General features: G+C 65.0%; 17 protein-coding genes. 2 read left to right on the top strand and 15 right to left on the bottom strand.

Annotated elements, in window-relative coordinates:
- Positions 1 to 2 precede the first annotated feature (2 nt).
- The 8 genes from AC1ROW_RS19880 to AC1ROW_RS19845 all read right to left on the bottom strand — a co-directional run bounded on the left by AC1ROW_RS19880 (position 3) and on the right by AC1ROW_RS19845 (position 6,322).
- Entirely contained in the window at positions 3 to 1,535 is a 1,533-nt protein-coding gene (locus tag AC1ROW_RS19880) for an SCO6880 family protein (protein ID WP_493021099.1), read from the bottom strand.
- 3 nt (positions 1,536 to 1,538) lie between these two features.
- A complete protein-coding gene (locus tag AC1ROW_RS19875) occupies positions 1,539 to 2,477 on the bottom strand; it encodes a hypothetical protein (protein WP_493021097.1) in 939 nt (312 codons plus the stop codon).
- Positions 2,478 to 2,587: 110 nt separating this feature from the next.
- Entirely contained in the window at positions 2,588 to 2,911 is a 324-nt protein-coding gene (locus AC1ROW_RS19870) for a hypothetical protein (protein WP_493021095.1), read from the bottom strand.
- Complete coding sequence (locus tag AC1ROW_RS19865) at positions 2,908 to 3,063, bottom strand: hypothetical protein (RefSeq protein ID WP_493021093.1); 156 nt, start codon at positions 3,061 to 3,063, stop codon at positions 2,908 to 2,910. Before AC1ROW_RS19865 ends, AC1ROW_RS19870 begins: the two co-directional genes overlap by 4 nt.
- 5 nt (positions 3,064 to 3,068) lie before the next feature.
- The gene (locus AC1ROW_RS19860; RefSeq protein WP_493021091.1) at positions 3,069 to 3,722 is read right to left on the bottom strand and encodes a hypothetical protein; all 654 of its coding nucleotides are present in this window, start codon (positions 3,720 to 3,722) and stop codon (positions 3,069 to 3,071) included.
- An 88-nt stretch (positions 3,723 to 3,810) separates the two neighbouring features.
- Positions 3,811 to 4,914, bottom strand: a complete 1,104-nt coding sequence (locus AC1ROW_RS19855) for a hypothetical protein (protein WP_493021089.1) — start codon at positions 4,912 to 4,914, stop codon at positions 3,811 to 3,813.
- Positions 4,911 to 5,654, bottom strand: coding sequence for a hypothetical protein (locus tag AC1ROW_RS19850; RefSeq protein ID WP_493021087.1), 744 nt, complete (start codon positions 5,652 to 5,654; stop codon positions 4,911 to 4,913). The genes AC1ROW_RS19855 and AC1ROW_RS19850 overlap by 4 nt, the downstream gene beginning before the upstream one ends.
- Before the next feature lie 470 nt (positions 5,655 to 6,124).
- A complete protein-coding gene (locus tag AC1ROW_RS19845; RefSeq protein ID WP_493021085.1) occupies positions 6,125 to 6,322 on the bottom strand; it encodes a helix-turn-helix transcriptional regulator in 198 nt (65 codons plus the stop codon).
- A gap of 102 nt (positions 6,323 to 6,424) precedes the next feature.
- On the opposite strand from AC1ROW_RS19845, the gene AC1ROW_RS19840 reads away from it, so the two are divergent.
- Positions 6,425 to 7,018, top strand: a complete 594-nt coding sequence (locus AC1ROW_RS19840) for a helix-turn-helix transcriptional regulator (RefSeq protein ID WP_493021083.1) — start codon at positions 6,425 to 6,427, stop codon at positions 7,016 to 7,018.
- 41 nt (positions 7,019 to 7,059) lie between these two features.
- Positions 7,060 to 8,169 carry a site-specific integrase gene (locus tag AC1ROW_RS19835; protein WP_493021081.1) on the top strand — a complete coding sequence of 370 codons (1,110 nt, stop codon included), beginning with the start codon at positions 7,060 to 7,062 and terminating at the stop codon, positions 8,167 to 8,169.
- Positions 8,170 to 8,540: 371 nt separating this feature from the next.
- On the opposite strand, the gene AC1ROW_RS19830 is transcribed toward AC1ROW_RS19835, so the two are convergent.
- From AC1ROW_RS19830 to AC1ROW_RS19800, 7 genes are all read right to left on the bottom strand, one after another.
- Positions 8,541 to 9,494 (bottom strand): IS481 family transposase, encoded by a 954-nt coding sequence (locus AC1ROW_RS19830; protein WP_493021079.1) that lies wholly within the window; start codon positions 9,492 to 9,494, stop codon positions 8,541 to 8,543.
- A gap of 57 nt (positions 9,495 to 9,551) precedes the next feature.
- Entirely contained in the window at positions 9,552 to 10,454 is a 903-nt protein-coding gene (locus AC1ROW_RS19825; RefSeq protein WP_493021077.1) for a carbohydrate kinase family protein, read from the bottom strand.
- A gap of 3 nt (positions 10,455 to 10,457) precedes the next feature.
- Positions 10,458 to 11,555 (bottom strand): glycoside hydrolase family 172 protein, encoded by a 1,098-nt coding sequence (locus AC1ROW_RS19820; protein ID WP_493021075.1) that lies wholly within the window; start codon positions 11,553 to 11,555, stop codon positions 10,458 to 10,460.
- Between the two features lie 46 nt (positions 11,556 to 11,601).
- Positions 11,602 to 12,498, bottom strand: a complete 897-nt coding sequence (locus AC1ROW_RS19815; protein WP_493021073.1) for a carbohydrate ABC transporter permease — start codon at positions 12,496 to 12,498, stop codon at positions 11,602 to 11,604.
- A complete protein-coding gene (locus AC1ROW_RS19810; protein WP_493021071.1) occupies positions 12,495 to 13,448 on the bottom strand; it encodes a carbohydrate ABC transporter permease in 954 nt (317 codons plus the stop codon). The genes AC1ROW_RS19815 and AC1ROW_RS19810 overlap by 4 nt, the downstream gene beginning before the upstream one ends.
- Before the next feature lie 60 nt (positions 13,449 to 13,508).
- Positions 13,509 to 14,846, bottom strand: coding sequence for an ABC transporter substrate-binding protein (locus AC1ROW_RS19805; RefSeq protein ID WP_493021069.1), 1,338 nt, complete (start codon positions 14,844 to 14,846; stop codon positions 13,509 to 13,511).
- A 147-nt stretch (positions 14,847 to 14,993) separates the two neighbouring features.
- Positions 14,994 to 16,028, bottom strand: a complete 1,035-nt coding sequence (locus AC1ROW_RS19800; RefSeq protein ID WP_493021067.1) for a LacI family DNA-binding transcriptional regulator — start codon at positions 16,026 to 16,028, stop codon at positions 14,994 to 14,996.
- Positions 16,029 to 16,827 lie beyond the last annotated feature (799 nt).

The raw sequence follows: 16,827 nt of genomic DNA, 5'->3' as shown, positions 1-16,827 counted from the left end.
GATCATTCCCCTTCCAGCGGTACGGGCAGCGCAGCGGTGACGAACCCGGCGGCCTGCTGACCCCACATGGACGCGAGCACGAGCCGTGCCGGGTGCGAGGCCTGCTCGAGGTCGGTGCGGGCTTTGGAGAGAGCGTCTTTGGATTCGGCAGAGATGGTGACGAACCCGCGGTACTGAACGTCACCGAACCCGTCGACGAGGTCGTGCTCCCGCACCGCAAGATCCTCTTCTTCACGGAGGTGGGTGAGCGGGATGCGGGAGGACAGCTTCATCCGGATCGTCGCGGCGGTCTCCATATCGGACTGGGCTCGGTTCAGCTGGGCCAGCGCCTTGTGCGTCGCGACAGGTCGCACCTGCAAGGTGATCACCCTGGTCGCGTCGCCTGCATAGAGGAGCGGTTCGAGGAACCCGGTGCGGACGTCGGTGCGCGGCCATTCGGCAACCCAGAACGTCTGGTGCCAGGACTCGTCCACCCGCATCGCATCCCAGCCCTCGTCGATCCCCATCACCGGCGACGGCGCAGACACGATCTCGGAGTCCCGCTCACGTCGCGTCGCCGCGGCGACCGGGTCCGCGGACAGCGCGTTGAGCTCGTCGAGCTCGTCGGAGGTAAGCCACCCAGCCGGAGCGAGCCGGGCGTGCTCCATCGACGTCTCGACCCCGCCCACCCGCTCTTTCAGTACGGCGGCTAGGCCGGTCAGGCCTTTCCCTGCATCACGGATCGCGCCGTTGAGCGCGGCGGTGTCGAAGGTGAGCGTGATGTAGTTCGTGAACCCCATCGACCGCTTCGACGCCGCCTGCGTGAGCGCCCAATACTGCTCGCGCAGCTCGGACGTGACTTGCGGGTCGTGCTCGTTCTCTCGCGCGACCAGGTAGTCGCGCAGCTCGTTCGAGGAGGCTCGGTCGACGCGGATCCGGATGGTGGTCTCACGCACTCCGGGCAGGTTCTCCAGTGAGCTGAGCCATTCCACGAATCCGTCGTAGGCGGCTTCCTGGGTGCCCTTGTCCCGCAGCGCCCATGCCTTGGACCCGACCTTCACCGTGATGGAGGCGAGTCTGCCGCGGGCGTTGTAGATGAAGCCGCCGGCGCCGGGGATCTGGACGATCTGCACGTCGCCGAGCGCGCCGGGCAGGAGGAACTTCGAGGTCACCACCGGGGTCACCGCGGCGACCTGGGCGTGCCCGACGTTGAGGGAGGCGACACTCACTCGGAGCCAGACATCGCGTCGGAAGCTGGTCTGGCCGGTCAGACTCCGGCGCACGTAGCGGGCCGCTTGGACGCCGATCACGATGACCGGCTCGCGCCGGTAGGTGGCGAGAGCGAAGAACACAGCGACGGCGACGATGGGAAGCATCACCCAGATCGCGTTGGTGTCGATGAACAGGGTTGAGAGCAGGACCGCGACGGCGGCGCCGATCACGACCAGCTGAAGGAACGTCAGCCCGAGGAAGATACCCCGCCGTTCGCGGGCGGCAAAGCGGACCCGGGGTGCGCCTTCCTCAGTGATGATCTGGTCAGCGGCGAGGGTGGTCATGAGTTATCTCCCAACCTTGACGACCCGTGCCGCGGTGCGGACGGGCGCGGCGGCGGTGCTGGCGCGCGAGAACTGGTCGCGGACCGAGAACCGATGATGGAGGGCAGTACCGACCTCGGCACCGGCGAACGAGACGAGCTTTGTCGCCCACAGGGGGCTGAAGGCGGCGGCGATCACCGCGCCGGCGGCCACGAGGATGACCCCGGCGCTCAGGGACGCTTTCGTGAGTTCCACGGCCAGTAGCACGACCCCCGCTGCGAGCGGTTTTGCGATGAGGAGTCCGACGGTGAGGTTCATCCAGCGCTGGGCCCAGGCGGTGAGCTTGGGCTGGCCGATCATCATCAGCCCGACCGGGGCCATAGCCGCCAGTGCCAAGAGGCCGAACTCCCGGATCGACATGGCAATGAAGAGGAAGAGGGAGGCGATCATCATCAGCCCGACGACCAGTAGCGCGACGACGTAATCGCCGACGGCGGCTGGCCCATGAGCTCCCTGGGCGGCCATCGCGTAGATGACGCCGCCTTGGGTGAACTGCGAGCTGTGCATGACCGCGTTCGCGGATTGATTGGGCAGGTCGAGCAGCCCGACCACACGAAGCAGCCCCTTAGCGAGGTCCCCGCCTTGAGCAACCGTCGTGAGGCTGCTGGTGATGTCGTCGGTGATGCCGGAGGCCTTCTGCATTCCCCAGACGCAGATCGCCGAGAACGGAATCGCGAGAGCGGCCCCGGCTGCGGTGCGGCCGATGCGGGACCAGTCCTGCAGGATCATCGCAATGCCGATCTGCACCAGGGCGATGATCAGGATGATCGGGGCGGTGACGGCGATCCAGAACAGGAACTGCGAGTGGGCGATGTTCCAACTGCCCTGATCGATGTTCGTGTTGAAGGACCCGGCGATCATCGTGGCAATGAAGTCGCCGAGGTTGCGGATCGTGGAGCCCATGAACTGCGCGAGCGTTTGGGACGCTTGGCAGCCGAAGTCGGCGACGAAGCAGCCGTAGTTCGGTGCGAAGGGATCCGGCGGAGCAGTAGTAGCGATGTCGATCATGATGGTTACGCCACGTGGAGGGACTGGCCCCAGTTGATGAGTCCGGCGATGCTGCCGGCGATGGCGACGCCGGCGACGCAGCTGATCACACCGACGATTCCGGCTTTCTGTACGCGGCCGTTGCTGGAGATGTGGCCGACGACGATAAACCCGCCGGCGATCAGCCCGCCGATCACGCCCAGGATGAGCACGATCGCGAACACGACGTTCGCGATCGCCTGCAGCGCTCCGACACCGGGCCCGGAGAAGTCCGGGCTGGGGTTCGGGACAGCCGCCACGGTGATGATGCGTGCGTGGACGGTGACGAGGGCTTCGTTGAGTGCGTTCATGATTCTTGGTTCCTTTCCGTGGGGTCGGTCGACGGTTCGGGTTCTTTCCGCTCGCTCATCCGCCATGCGGCCAGCAGCCCGGCTCCGAGGATCCCGAGCAGGGCGATGCCGACGATGAGCAGGAGGCGAAGCAGGTTGAGGATCAGGTCCATTACGGTCACTCCCCGCTCGCGTTCGCGGCGCTGGTCGCCGACGTCGGCAAGGGGACGACCAGCTGTAGAGGCTGCCCTTCCGAGGGGACATCCACGGTGAGGAAGAGCCGGTCGACGCCGGGCGGGAGGTACCAGGCTGCGCCGAAGGAGCGTTCCTTGTCGTTCGGGATCGTCCAATCGGAGTTCTTCGCGAACAAGCCCGACGGGAGCCAGGACAGCCCGGCCTCCTTCGCGGCCGCGGGACCATCGGTGGTGTCGAGGACCGCCGGTTCGGGGCGCCCATCGAATTGGGTGCCTTTCAGGGTGGTGCCGGTGACGTCCTGGTAGGTCTGGCCGCCCTGGGACGGCTTCCACTCGCCCGTCATCGTGATTCTCATGAACACCACCGGCGTCCCAGCCGGAAAGAGCTCCTGCGCAGTGTCCGGGAGGGTGCATCGGCAGCCGTGCCTGGACTTGAAGGTGCGGCCAGGGAAGACCTGGACATAGACGGTGTCGACGATGCCGTCGGCGGCCGGGGTCGCACCGCTGGACGGGGTAATAGTCGGCTTGGCCGGCGCGACCGTCGTGAACGACGGGTTGCGCGCGGGCGTCGTGCCGGCGCAACCGGCAAGTGCCAGGCATGGGAGGAGCGCCGCGACTGCGATCAGCTTCTTGTTCATCTCGATTCACCTCGGTTTCGTATGCGCCCTTCACTTGGAACTTCCGGTTAGGGGCGGTTCTTGGCGCGCATCTTGGAGATTTGTTCGGTCAGGGCACCTGAATGTGCTGGTGGTTGCAGGTATCGGGAAAGTCGCTGGTGATGTTCACGAGCACGCCGAGCGAGACATGGGCGCGGGAGCGGCAGTCGCTCTGACCGGCCAACGACCCGTGCGGGGCGTACGGATCCAGGACGTGGATCAGCTGGACTGAGAGTGTGTCGGCCCCGGTGAGGGACTGCCGGTTGATCGCGTAGAAGTCGACCGCTTTGCCCTTCCAGTGCGCGGACGCGGTGCCCGCTCCAGGGGTCATGCCGGTGCAGCGCCGGTTGAGATCGCTAACCCCAACCTGCTGAAAGGACTGAACCGCGACGACGATCAGCTGGAGAACGTGGGCGTCGATCGCGCAGTCCGGCGTCGCCGTCCCGTCGGCCATGTTGATGACTTGCTGCTGGTAGCGGGGCTCGAGGAAGTTCAGCTTCTTCGCCTGGATCGCGCCCACCAGGGCGACCGCAGCTGCCCGGGCATCCGCCGGGACCTGACACGTCCCAGCACTCGACCCGGTCAGAGCGGCGAGCACCTGCTCGGCGGGTGTCCAGAACGGGGCGTAGTGGTTCGGGTCGGCGTTGATCTGGACCGCGTGAGCGACGAGGGTCGGGGCGAGTGTCTGCCAGTCGGGGACGTGCAGCATGCGGGTGTAGAACGCGGCGGCCGCGGTCGCTGGGTCCATCCGCTGCGCGGGGGTGCCGTAGCCGGCGCCTTGCTGGAAGACACCGATAGTGGTGTTGTCGACGGCGTCCCCGTGGTTGAGGTTTCGGAGTCCGGACTCGCCGATGGCGACCATCAACGCGAGGGTCTGCCCGCGTGGGGGCACGCTCATCTGTTGGCCGACCGTGATGATCGTCGCTGCGATCTGCAGCTGCTCGGGTCCGTACCCGTCAACGTTCTGGCCGGCCTCCACGGATGGCGCGGATCCGCCGCACGCTCCCCCACCGCCTCCGAAGCCGTTGGCACCCATCGCAATGACCAGGCTGACCGGCACGGCGACGAGCGCGATAGGGACGACCAGAACGATGACCGCCGCGACGATCAGCACGTTCCGAGTCGTCTTCGGATGCGACACCGCGTGAGCGGCAGCCGCCCCGACGCTCCTCATGCCGCCAGCTCCTGTTCGAGGACGGTCTGGGCAATCATCAGCAGCCGCTTCGCTGTTGCGATCCGGGCCCGAGCCGAGCCGGGGTGAATGTGAAGTGTAGCGGCGATGGTGCCTGCGTCGTCGCCGATCATCTCTGCGACCTCTCGGAACCCACCGATCTCGGGCACGCACGACACGATCATGGAGCCTGTCAGCGGTAGTCCCGCATCCGCGGCAGCAAGGGCAGCGAGCACGGTTCGTGCGGTCTGGCACACGCGGTCGTGGATCGTGCGGACGCCGCGCTTGGACAGTTGATGGGCCTCGGCCACTCGCTCGGTGTTACCGTCTGCCAGGCTCAGGTCGCTCATCACGTGCCAGTCGGATGGGCCGACGAAATCGGCGACCAGCACCATCCACCGGTGCGCGCTGAACCGCCGGATCAACGCCTCCAAGGGGTCGATATCGGAGTTGGACTCGACGTCGTCCGGAACGTCGTCCATCGGCACGTGCTTCCGCTCTATCTCCCGCAACACGACGTGACGGGTGATGCCGAACACAAACGCGTGCGGCGACCCGCGCTTGGGGTCGAAGGTGGAGGACCGGTGCCAGACCGTCTCCCGGGCGATCTGTAGAACGGCGTCGACCTCACTCGGCCAGCCGCGCAGTTGGAAGCGGACGTACGGTCGCAGGGTGTCGACTTCACGGAGCAACTCCGTGAGAAGCGCATCCGTCCGCGTGCGGACTTGGGTTCCTCCAGCCACGAGATCACAACCTTCCTTGCATGGAGGTGGCTACTGCGAAGGACCGGGTTCGAGCCAGGCGGCTCGTGAGACTGCGTTTGGGTCAGCGCGAATGGGCGCGCGGGAGCGCTCGTGAAGATGAGTGGGTGGATGAGCCGAGCATCGCCGGGGAGGTTGGGGCGACGAGCCCGGATTCGGTGATGGAGCAGCGACTACGACTCTGAAGTTCGGGAGTCTCAGTCACGATGGGTTACCGCCGCTCTGACTCGAGTTGGGAGCCGGGCGTCACTGTGATCGGGGTAAGAATCAGCCGCTCCATTTGATGCCGCACGCTACCCCCGAACAGGGGGATGCAATGGGATGGCGCGCCGGGGTGAACCAGCAGTTCTACTGACAGCTCTCGCACTGCAAGTCATCCATCGGATCGACCGGCACGAGATAGCCATCCACGAAGTCCTGGATGACCCCGGGGCCAGCGGGCGCCGGCTCGGCTACGCGTACACTCCGGTCTTCGTCTGGGCGCTCGCCTCCAGCCATGCCAACACCTCCGACCGCTTGTAGAGGACGGTGCGCGGAGTCGGCTTGTAGAACCGCGGCCCTTTGCCGTGATAACGCAGTTGGGCAAGCGCAGCGATGGACAACCCTGTGAGCTCCACCACTTCCGCTGGCTGAATGAATTCTCCTGTCATTTTGTCTCCTCCGTTTCGACAACCTAGGAGCATCTGAGTTGTTGAGAGCACGGTAGCAAAGAATTGAATACTTGACAACAGGTTGGGCACTAAGCTGTTGAAATGGCAGACTTTCGAGCGGAGACAAGCATTGGTGTGCGGATCAGATTGGCGCGCCGAGAGCGTGGCTATCGCACGACGGCAGACTTGGCCGAGGCCATCCCGGGCGGGAACGTGACCGAGGCGATCCTGGAGAACATCGAGTCCGGCAGGAAAGCCGACATCAGCATCAGTCAGCTGCTGAACATTGCACGCGGACTGAATGTGCCGGTGAGTATGCTGCTTGCCCCGATCGGCAGGCCAGACGCCACACTGGATCTTGGGAACCTCAGCGACGACTTCACTGGGATGACAGCGGCAGAGTTCGACAGCTGGCTGTCATCCACCCCAGCCAGTTCGTATCGACCACGCCTGGCGTCTGAACGAGCCGACATCGCCATCCTCAACTCCCTGCGTGAGCTCGGCACCCTTCGGCGTGAACTCGATCGCCTAGAGATCGTGCTGAAGACCCAGGACGCGTCCGGCGATCCCGACCTGATCGCTACCAACACCGCGGTGAAGAAGCGCATCGACCGAATGGCGAAGGAAATCGCAGATGTCGCCGAGCTGCTCGCGAGCGCGGGCCTAATTGGAATCGCAGAAGCGGCGGAGTCGTAAGCCAACGATCTTCGTGGCATCAGAAGGCGGGAGGAACGCCGATGGGGAGCGTCGAAGCCTACGAGAGCGCAAACGGGCGCCGATATCGAGTCCGTTATCGAAAGCCCGATCACAGCCAGGCCAGCAAGCGCGGCTTCCGCACGAAGCGCGAGGCCGACCTCTATCTCGCCTCAGTGGAAGTCAAGAAAGCTCGAGGTGACTACATCGACTCAGCCCAAGCGCGCGCCACGATCGACGAACTCGGTGAGCAGTGGATGACGTCGCAGACCCACCTCAAGCCGTCGTCTGTTGCTGTCGTCGAATCGGCTTGGAGACTTCACGTACGACCAGCGTGGGGCTCGAAGTCGATCGGACAGATCCGACACAGCGACGTTCAACAATGGGTCTCTGGGCTCAGCGCCGGCGGCAACGGCTTCGGTAAGCCCAAGTCGCCGGCACTCGTGCACCGGTGCTACGGGATTCTCGCCAGGATCCTCGACGTGGCCGTCCGCGACCATCGGCTCGCGTCGAACCCGGCGCGCGGGGTCGCGTTGCCTCGCAAGGTCTCCAGGGAGCACCGCTACCTCACACACGAACAACTCCACCGGCTAGCCGGTGCGAGCGGCGAACAGGGAACGCTCATCCTCCTGCTCGGGTATACGGGTGTGCGTTGGGGCGAGGCGACCGCGCTCCGCGTCAAGGACGTCGACCTCTCTAGGAGGCGGCTGCACATCGTTGAGAATGCCGTCTTCGTCCGCGGCGAGGTGATCGTCGGCTCCCCGAAGACGCACAAGCGGCGCAGCGTGCCGTTCCCCGCGTTCCTCAGCAACAGGCTCGGCGAGGCGTTGGACGGCAAAGGCGTTGACGATCTCGTTTTCCCCGGGCGATTTGGCGAACACCAGACAACGCCGACCATTCGGCAGAACTCCTGGTTCGACAAAGCACTTGTGACAGCAGGTCTACCGTCGATGACGATTCACGATCTGCGTCACACCACGGCCAGCCTGGCAGTCTCTGCCGGCGCCAACGTCAAAGCGGTGCAGCGCATGCTCGGTCACGCCTCCGCGGCCATGACCCTCGACGTCTACGCGGACCTCTTCAACGACGACCTCGATGACGTCGCCTACCGTCTCGACGAGGCCGCCTCGATCGCGCTGAACCACTCCGCGTGATCACCACGTCGCACGGCTGATCTGAGTGACTGAGCGTGCCCGGAACCAGCCCCGCTGATTTGGAGTGTGTCCAAATTGTGTCCAAATCGCCCCGACAACGAGAAAACGGCGGCTGATCAACAGCCGCCGTTCCCCGTGTTTTCAAGCTATGTAGCGAGGGCGGGACTCGAACCCGCGACACCACGATTATGAGCCGTGTGCTCTAACTATCGCTCTTAGAGGACTGACTTCGCGGCGGGCTCCCGCAGGATTCCGCGAGATTTGTGCTCGTGAGCATCACCGTGATCGCGTGCGTCGCCAACCAGTTGTGGGCAAGATGTGGGCAAGTCAGACCTGCTCTCAACCGAGTTCCGTGTGCAACTGACGGAGGCCTATGACAGCGGGTCCTGCGTTTTCTGCTTGAGCCGCTCGTAAGGGGTCTGTCCTTTGAGGGCTCCGTGTGGTCGATCGTAGTTGTAGTAGTCCTCCCATTGTTGGAGGCGGTCGTTGAAGAGATTGACGTCGTCGATCACCTGGCCCTCCAGCAGACGGTAGAACTCCTCCGCATCAATCCGGTGCGAGCGCTCGACCTTCCCATTCAGCCGCGGTGTGGCCGGCTTGATACGAATGTGGTCGATGCCCTTGTCCAGCAGGTGCCAGTGGAAGGACTGGCCGAACTCGCTGCCGTTGTCGGTTTGGACTTTCTCAACCTTGAACGGCAGCTTGGAGAGGACGTGGTCGATGAACCGGATCGCGGTCTTCTGATCGTGGGTCGGGTAGGCCTTCAGCACGCGCAGGCGTGTGCAGTCATCGATGGCGGTGTATTGGTAGTAGCGCTTCTTCTTGCCCGTCTGGCCCAGCGGTTCGATGAACTTCACATCCACCTGCAGGGCGTGGCCGGGGCGTTGCTTCTCGTAGCGTTTCCACCGGATCTCCCGACGTTTGTAACGCTGCGAGGCCGGCAACCGGTTCAGGCCCACCTTCTTCAGGATCCGCCAGACCCCGGAATTGCTGATCGTGATGTCGTGATACCGCTTCAGATACATCGCGATCTTCTCCGGCCCGAAGTGATACTGCTGTCGCAGCCAGAGGATCTTCTCGATCACCTCCGCGTCGGTCGCGGTCGGTGAATGGTGCGGGGCGCTGGAGCGGTCCTTGAGCCCCTCGAACCCTTCCGCCTCGTAGCGCTTCAACCAGGCGTAGTAGGCCTGCCGACTCACGCCGAAGTAGCGGCAGCTCGCGGCGATGTTGCCGCTGACTTCCTCGACATGCCGCAGCAACGCGAGCTTGTGATTCGCCCGCCGTTCAATAGCCCGTTGAGCTGCAGTGGAGAGTGCTTTCGTCATGAGGTCTTCCTCCCAAGTGGAAGACCCGACTGTCAACAACCTCCGTCAGTTTTATACTCAACCGAGTTCCGCCCACGTTGGCGGGTCCGCGCCACGGCGGCCCACGGTGATCGCGGCGGCGCGGGCTGCCTTGTGGAGGATGCGCGCGAGTGTTTCGGCGTCGACCTGGTGCAGATGGTCACGCCGATTCGCTCCTGCCAGCTCCTCCGCGAGCAGGCCGTCGAGAAGGGCGGCGGTGAACGTGTCGCCGGCGGCGACGGTGTCCATGACCACCACCGGCACAGAGTTGATCTCGACCGTACCGCTGCGGGCGAACCCGAGCGCTCCCCGCGCCCCGCGCGTGATGACGACAACCGCCGCCCCCGCATCAAGCCAGCGCGTCGCGGCGGTCTCGGGAGGGATTCCGGGCCGGAGCCACGCGAGGTCTTCATCGCTCAGCTTGATGACGTCGGCGAGGGTGAGGATGCGTTCGATGCGGCTGCGCTCGTCCTTGCCAAGGAGGGTCGGCCGGACGTTGGGGTCGACGCTGATCGTCGCGATTGCCCTCGCTGCGCGAAGATAGTCTTCGACGACCGTGGCCCCGGGATCTAGCGCTGCGGCGAGGGACCCGGTGTGGATCACGGCCGCTGGCTCGACTCCAGTCAGTTCTACGTCCCAGTTCACGTCGAACGCGTATGTCGCGGAACCCTCCGGGGTGAGCGTCGCGCGCGCGGTGGACGTCCGGGCGATCGGTGAGGAGTCCACGTCGACGTTCGACGCGGCCAGCCAGTCGCGCAGTCCGTCGCCGCGGTCGTCGGCGCCGAGCGCGGTAGTGAGGCGCACCGGGCGGCCGAGGCGCCCCAGCGCGAGCGCCGTGTTCGCGGCACTTCCCCCATTGGCCTCCTCGGGCCCAGTGCTTCGGTCGAACACGTCGACCAGTGCCTCCCCGATCACGAGGACGTCGGCATGCGTCGCCGTCATCTGCTACCTCGGCACGCGTCCGGCTGCCGAGGGCAGCTCGGGGAAGACCGTGTGGGGCTCGGTTTGGTACCAATACGCGACAGAGAAGATGTCGTCGCTCCGCTCGAACAGGCCCTTGTCCCAGACGCCGATCTGCTGCACCGTGACGCGCAGGTCGGACTCGAACCAGATCGGGTCGGGCAGGTGCCAGCGGTAAACGGCGTGCATCGGCGCTGTCGACTGGATGAACGTCGCACCCTTGGTCTGGTCCCGGGTCGAGAAGAACGGGTATCCGCAGTATGGCGCGCTGAAGGTGATCGGCACCGGCTCGGGGTCGTGGCGCAGTTCGTCCTGGAACGCCCACGCGCCTCCCGCGTAGTCCTCCAGCCCGGTGCTGCAGAGCGTCGGGAGGTCGGTGTCCCCGTCGACGAAGAACTTCACCTCGCCCTCGCCCCACCAGTAGCGGGTCAGGGAGGCGAGACCGATGTAGGTGCCGAGGTACCTGCCGCTGCCCTTCACACCGTCGAGGATGACGTGATCCTCCCCGAGAGCAGTCGTCGCGTTGGAGCGACGCCACTGTGCATGGAAGTACGGGGTGTCTGCGTCGAGGTCGTCGCCGACGGTGTAGTCGACCTGGAAGAACACATGGTCGATCGTCTGCGGGTGCTCGCTGTCGATGACGATGCGGGCGCGGCGCCGGAATGGCATCGGGATGTACGAGTTCATCCCGCCTGTCGGCGCGACGACGATCGGCTCCGAGGTCACGAGAGCGCGTGCCGCGAAGCCGTTGCAGAAGAAGTCCCCCAGGGGCGACTCCACCGACGGCTCAGTCTCGTCGTCCCAGTAGATTCGGAGCACGAGGTCGCGCAGCACGAACGGGCCTCCGTCGGTGCGGTCTGGGACGGTGATCCAGATGTGCCGGATCACCCCGGGACCCACAATGTCCGCGAGCGTGAGCTGGCCTCCCGCCGGCACCGGCAGGTAAGCGCTCCCCTTGCGGCCGGGGCCGAGCGGCGAGCTGGCGGCCGCGGCCGCTCCCGGCTCGCCTGTCAGGTTCTCCGCGTTGATCGAGCGGGAGCGCACGCCCGACGGGGCGCGCAGGGCGGACGGTGAAGGAAGCAACGGTTCTCCTCTGATAACGGTGCGGAACGGGAAAGCGGGAAGCGCGCTACTTGACCGAGCCGACGGTGACGCCGCGGCTCAGTGTGCGCTGGAAAATGACGAAGAAGACCAAGGTCGGCAGCAGCGAGAGCAGCGAACCGGCATTGAGCGCGGTCACGTTGATCGAGTTCTGTCCCTGCAGCGTGGCCAGCGCGATCGGGATGGTCTGCACCGACTGGTCGGACAGCAGGATGAGGGGGATGTAGAACTCGTTCCAGGTCCAGACGAAGAAGAAGACCATCAGAACTGAGAGCGTCGGCCGCATCACGGGGTAGACGACCGACCACAGGATGCGCCAGCGGCTCGCGCCGTCGAGCGCTGCGGCTTCCAGCAGCGACGGCGGGATCGTCGACATGACGCTGGAGAGCAGGTAGGTGCCGAACGCGGCCTGCAGCACGGTGAAGACGATGATGACGCTCCATATCGTGTTGAAGGTCCCGGTGGCCTGGGCGCCGTAGAACAGCGGGTAGATCAGGGCTTCCTGCGGCAGCATCGTCGCGAGCAGGAAGATTGCGAGGAGCGCGGTGCTACCGCGCACCCGGCCGATACCGATCGCGTACGCGCTCAGCAGCGACACCAAGGCTCCGAGGATAGCGACGAGGCCGGCGATCACGATCGAGTTCCAGAGGGCGCGGAGGTAGTCGACCCGGCTCAGGTAGTCCTGGAACGATCGGAGGCTGAAGTCCTGCGGCCAGGCGAGCGGGCCGTGCGCGGAGTAGTCCGCGCCAGTCTTGAACGCATTGAGGACAAGCAACAGCAGCGGAGCCGCCATGACAAGCGCGATGACGACGGCCACCGCGAGGATCAGCCAGCGCAGCGGCCGGCGGCGCCGTCGCGTACGCGGCGTGGCAGGCGAGGGGGCGGGTGTGCCCGTCGCGATCGTTTTGGTCAACGTGGTGGTCACGAGCGGCCCTCCTCCTGGATGCCTCGTCGCTGCAGCCAGAGCATGATGCCGGCGACGAGGAAGATGACGATGGACATGGCTGTCGCGATGGCCGAGCCGTAGCCGACCTTCGACAGCTCGAAGAAGTTCCGGTACGAGTAGTACGAGGGCACGACCGTCGACCCCTCGGGCCCTCCCCCGGTGAGGATGAGGATCGGCGCGAACACTTTGAGTGCGCCGACCGTCGCGGTGATCACCACGACGAAGATCTCGGGCCGGATCTGCGGGATGGTGATGGCCCTGAAGCGACGCCACCAGCCGGCGCCGTCCAGCGACGCCGCCTCGTATAGTTCAGGGTCGACCCGCTGCAGCGCCGCCATGAAGATGACGACCGGATAGCCGATCTGCAGCCAGATCAGCATGAGCACGACGGCGTAGATCGCGATGTCGGGATTACCCAGCCAATCGGGAGGGCTGGAGACTCCGAGGGCGTGGATGACGCTGTTCAGCAACCCGTTCTGTGTGGCGAGGACCCAGCTCCAGACGAACCCGGCGACGGCGATGGGGAGGATCTGCGGCAGGTAATAGGTCGCACGCAGGAACGCCGCAGCTTTGCCGCCGAACTCGCGGCCGATGTAGTCGAACAGCATCGCCGCAAGTAGCAACCCGAGGAGCGTCGGTACGACCACGATGCCGACGATCATGAAGATCGAGTTCTTGAACGCGAGCCAGAACTGGGCGTCCTGGAGGAGGTCGGCGTAGTTTCCGAGCCCGTACCAGTGCATCGGCGCCAAGCCGCCCTTCCACCGGAACAGGCTAAAGTACACGTTCACCGCGAACGGCAGCAGCACGATCGCGACTGTGCCGACCACCATCGGGACGAGGTACCACCAGTACCCGGCGCGTCCCGCTCGCCGTCCGTTTGTCGAGCCCGTCGCTCGTACCCCGCGTGCAGCCGTCTGTGTCGTCATGTTCTCTCCTGATCCGATGGGGCCGTGCGGGGACGCCGGGGTGGCGTCCCCGCACCGTCCTCAGCCCTGTCCGACTGCGTTCTTGCCGTCGTCGTAGAACTTCTGCAGCTTCGCGGTGAATTCGTCCGCGGTCTCGTTCTTGTTGGACATGGCGGCCATGTTCGACTGGATGAAGTCGAGGAAGCCGGGCACCGGGTAGTCCGGGTAGAAGGTGAGGGTGTCGTTCTTCACCAGCTGGTCGAAACGCTGGGTGTAGGCGCGGGTCACCGGGTCGGTGATCTTCGAGGAGTCGCCGGCGAGCGGGAGTCCGCCGAGCTCGCCGATCTTGTTCTGCACCTCCGGGCTCAGCGTGATGTTGATCCAGTCGTAGGCGAGGTCCTTGTTCGCAGCCTTCGCCGGCACGCCCCAGAGGTGCCCGGAGGAGCCCATCGACATTTTCGCGCCGGGGAGGGTGAAGTAGCCCCACGGGAAGGAGGACTGGTCCTTGACCCGCGAGAACACGCTGTTGTTCCAGATCAGCATGCCGGTCTTGCCGCTGAGGAAGTTGACGTTCGCCTGCTCGTAGGTGAGACCGGCGAGGTCGGTGCCCAGGTAGCCCTTGTCGATCCAGTCCTGGAACTGGGTCGCGGCCTTCTTCCACGGGTCCGCCGAGAAGTCGACCTTGCCCTTGAGGAACATGTAGTCGTCGATCTGCTGGCGGGTCGCGTACGCCGAGACCAGCGAGTACCAGACCCACATCTGGTTGAAGCCCTGGTTGGTCGACGCCGACGACGACACCGGGGTGATCCCGGCGGCTTGGAGCTTCTGCATGTCGGCGACGAACTCGTCCATCGTCGTGGGCTCGCTCGTGATGCCGGCCTTCTGGAACAACGCCTTGTTGTAATAGAAGGTGACGTACTCGCCGATGTTCGGGATGCCGTACCAGTCGCCCGAACCGGCCTTGCCTGACGAGTCGTATTTGGCAAACGACTGCATCGACCCGGTGATCTTCTTGTCCCAGCCGTACTTCTTCACCTCGTCGGTGAGCGGCGAGAGGAGGCCCTGGCTGGCGAGCTGACCTCCATCGGCGTTGCCCTTGTTGAACTCGACGACGTCGGGCACCTTGTTACCCCCGAGCACGAGCTTGGCGTTCTTGCGAACAGCGTCAAAGCTCGTTGTCTGGAAGTCGACCTTCACCCCGGGGTGCTTCTTCTTGAAGATGTCGACCGCGAGCTTCCAGCCCTGGCCCTGCGCTGTGGTCGGGTCCTCGTACTGGAGGATCGTGAAGGTCTTGCCGGCGTTGCCGCCGGAGCCGCTGCTGCAGCCGACCAAGGCGGTCGCCGCAATGGCGAGCGCCGCTGCGCCGACGGCGATCCGGCGGAGCCCGCGACGCGGGACTCGGGTGCGGAGTGTTGTCATGAGGTGCTCCTTTGCATGGGTGGATGGGTGGGGCGGGGTGCAGGCGTGCCTCGAGGAGGCACGCCGGGTTCGTGTTTTGGGCAGGCTTGCGCCGCCGCGGGGTCGCGGTGCGTGCGCGGTAAGGATGGTGCGGTCAGGGGGTTCGAGTCAGCTTGGAGGCGGACCTATCGAGTCGCGGAGTACCGGCGGGCACGGCATCAGGAAGCCGTCGCGCGGTGAGCCGTCCAGGCTCCCGTCGAGGCGTCCGGCAGCGCGGCGGATCGCCCATTCACCCATCTCCCTGTGCGGAAGCTGGACTGTCGTGAGCCCGGGGTCGAGCGCGTCCGCGACGAACTCCTGGTTGTCGAACCCGGCGATGGACAGATCGCGCGGGATCTCCAGGCCGAGGTGTCGAGCGACGTTGTACAGGCCCATCGCACCCTGGTCGCTGAAGCAGAAGACCGCGGACGGTCGATCGGGCCGGTCGAGCAGCCGCCGAGCTGGCTCGATCGCGAAGGTCGTTCCGGCATCTTCCGCAACGACGGTGAGCGACGGATCGCGGAGGATCCCCGCGTCGGCCAAGGCACGCTCGTAGCCGCGTTCGCGGAGGCGAGACGCGATCGGGTATGCCTGCACGTTGAGGAAACCGATCCGGCGGTGGCCGGCGGCGATGAGCAGCGACGTAGATGTGTACGCGCCGCTCTCCTCATCAGGGACGACGAAGTCGACCAGGTCGCCGCCCGCGGTCTCGTCGGGACGCCCGTCGAGGATGACGACGGGCATCGTGGAGGGGACCATCGGGAGTTCGACCACCTTGTGGACTTTGGTCGCAACAATCAGCGCCTCGATATTGCGCTGCAGCAGTGACTGCACCGCGGGCACCTGGACACTGTCGTCTCCGTAGGTGTCGATGAGCATGAGCATGAAACCAGCGCTCCACGCGGCCTGCTGCGCGCCCGCCAGCATGTGCCCCGAGAACGGCACGGTGGCGACCTGATCGGACACCACGCCGATCGTGCGGCTCTGTTTGGTTTTCAGGGACCGCGCGAGCTGGTTCGGCACATAGCCGAGCTCGTCGGCCACGCTCCGGATACGGTCGGCGACACGAGCGTTAACTCGACCCTCTCCGCGGCCGGAGAGCACGAGGCTTACGCTGGAGACGGAAACGCCGACATGCGTCGCGATGTCCTTCATCGTGAGCATCGTCGCCTCCTTCGCCTTGGGTCGTCAATCGTTTGACTTCAATCGATTGACGTCACGCTAAGAGCGTCAAACGCTTTGACGCAAATCCCCGTTATCAAAGCGTTATTCGGTTGGCCGCATCACGACCTCAATGGGCACCCGGAATGACGACCCGAACGACCTAGCTACAAGCGGCCTGAGCTTGCCCGACTCCACTGGCCATCGTCTCCGACAGATAATGCCGGCCTACACCTTGCGGAGCCGGTGCTGAACGCGACGACGGAGGGAGTTGAACAGTGACGGGGCCGTTTTTACCCACCTCCAGATGCACGGAAAACCGCGGAATTCCGCGGCCCCTCGACATCGTATTGCTCTCGGTTACTGGAGTCGTGGGGTTCCTGTGGGGCTACCAGCGGCCGTGGCCCTACAATCCCGACGGGACAGACTTCGACGCCACCGTTCGCGCACTGTTCTCGCGGCCTGCTAGTCGATGAAGACCGTGCGGCCCCCGCTGAGGGCGTGGGATTCGAACTCTATCCGGGGTACTTGTGCGGTATAGCCGTCGGTATTCTTGCGCGCAAAATCAACGATCTACGAGCCCACTCGTGCCCCTTCGACCCCACATGACCTGACTCGATTGTGCGCAAAATGTGCGCAAGTTTGCTGGCCCCAAGGGCTTGGCCAAATATAGAACTGACGGAGGTTGTTGACAGTCGGGTCTTCCACTTGGGAGGAAGACCTCAAGTAGTGCCCCGTAGAGTGGTGTAACGATCCCGGCCAGTAAACGTCAGCGTGGCCACCGGGATCTTCCTTCGAGGAA

This window comes from Leifsonia sp. GW821-FHT13C09, assembly GCF_058806435.1.
Note: the sequence above shows the minus strand (reverse complement) of the source record. Positions and strands in the feature narration are given on the sequence as shown.

Excerpts from the sequence above, each read along its gene's own strand:
- AC1ROW_RS19855 (WP_493021089.1), bottom strand. The coding sequence starts at position 4,914 with ATGAGGAGCGTCGGGGCGGCTGCCGCTCACGCGGTGTCGCATCCGAAG.
- AC1ROW_RS19835 (WP_493021081.1), top strand. The coding sequence starts at position 7,060 with ATGGGGAGCGTCGAAGCCTACGAGAGCGCAAACGGGCGCCGATATCGA.
- AC1ROW_RS19860 (WP_493021091.1), bottom strand. The coding sequence starts at position 3,722 with ATGAACAAGAAGCTGATCGCAGTCGCGGCGCTCCTCCCATGCCTGGCA.
- AC1ROW_RS19845 (WP_493021085.1), bottom strand. The coding sequence starts at position 6,322 with ATGACAGGAGAATTCATTCAGCCAGCGGAAGTGGTGGAGCTCACAGGG.
- AC1ROW_RS19865 (WP_493021093.1), bottom strand. The coding sequence starts at position 3,063 with ATGGACCTGATCCTCAACCTGCTTCGCCTCCTGCTCATCGTCGGCATC.
- AC1ROW_RS19840 (WP_493021083.1), top strand. The coding sequence starts at position 6,425 with ATGGCAGACTTTCGAGCGGAGACAAGCATTGGTGTGCGGATCAGATTG.
- AC1ROW_RS19875 (WP_493021097.1), bottom strand. The coding sequence starts at position 2,477 with ATGGGCTCCACGATCCGCAACCTCGGCGACTTCATTGCCACGATGATC.
- AC1ROW_RS19825 (WP_493021077.1), bottom strand. The coding sequence starts at position 10,454 with ATGACGGCGACGCATGCCGACGTCCTCGTGATCGGGGAGGCACTGGTC.
- AC1ROW_RS19880 (WP_493021099.1), bottom strand. The coding sequence starts at position 1,535 with ATGACCACCCTCGCCGCTGACCAGATCATCACTGAGGAAGGCGCACCC.
- AC1ROW_RS19830 (WP_493021079.1), bottom strand. The coding sequence starts at position 9,494 with ATGACGAAAGCACTCTCCACTGCAGCTCAACGGGCTATTGAACGGCGG.
- AC1ROW_RS19805 (WP_493021069.1), bottom strand. The coding sequence starts at position 14,846 with ATGACAACACTCCGCACCCGAGTCCCGCGTCGCGGGCTCCGCCGGATC.
- AC1ROW_RS19870 (WP_493021095.1), bottom strand. The coding sequence starts at position 2,911 with ATGAACGCACTCAACGAAGCCCTCGTCACCGTCCACGCACGCATCATC.
- AC1ROW_RS19800 (WP_493021067.1), bottom strand. The coding sequence starts at position 16,028 with ATGCTCACGATGAAGGACATCGCGACGCATGTCGGCGTTTCCGTCTCC.
- AC1ROW_RS19810 (WP_493021071.1), bottom strand. The coding sequence starts at position 13,448 with ATGACGACACAGACGGCTGCACGCGGGGTACGAGCGACGGGCTCGACA.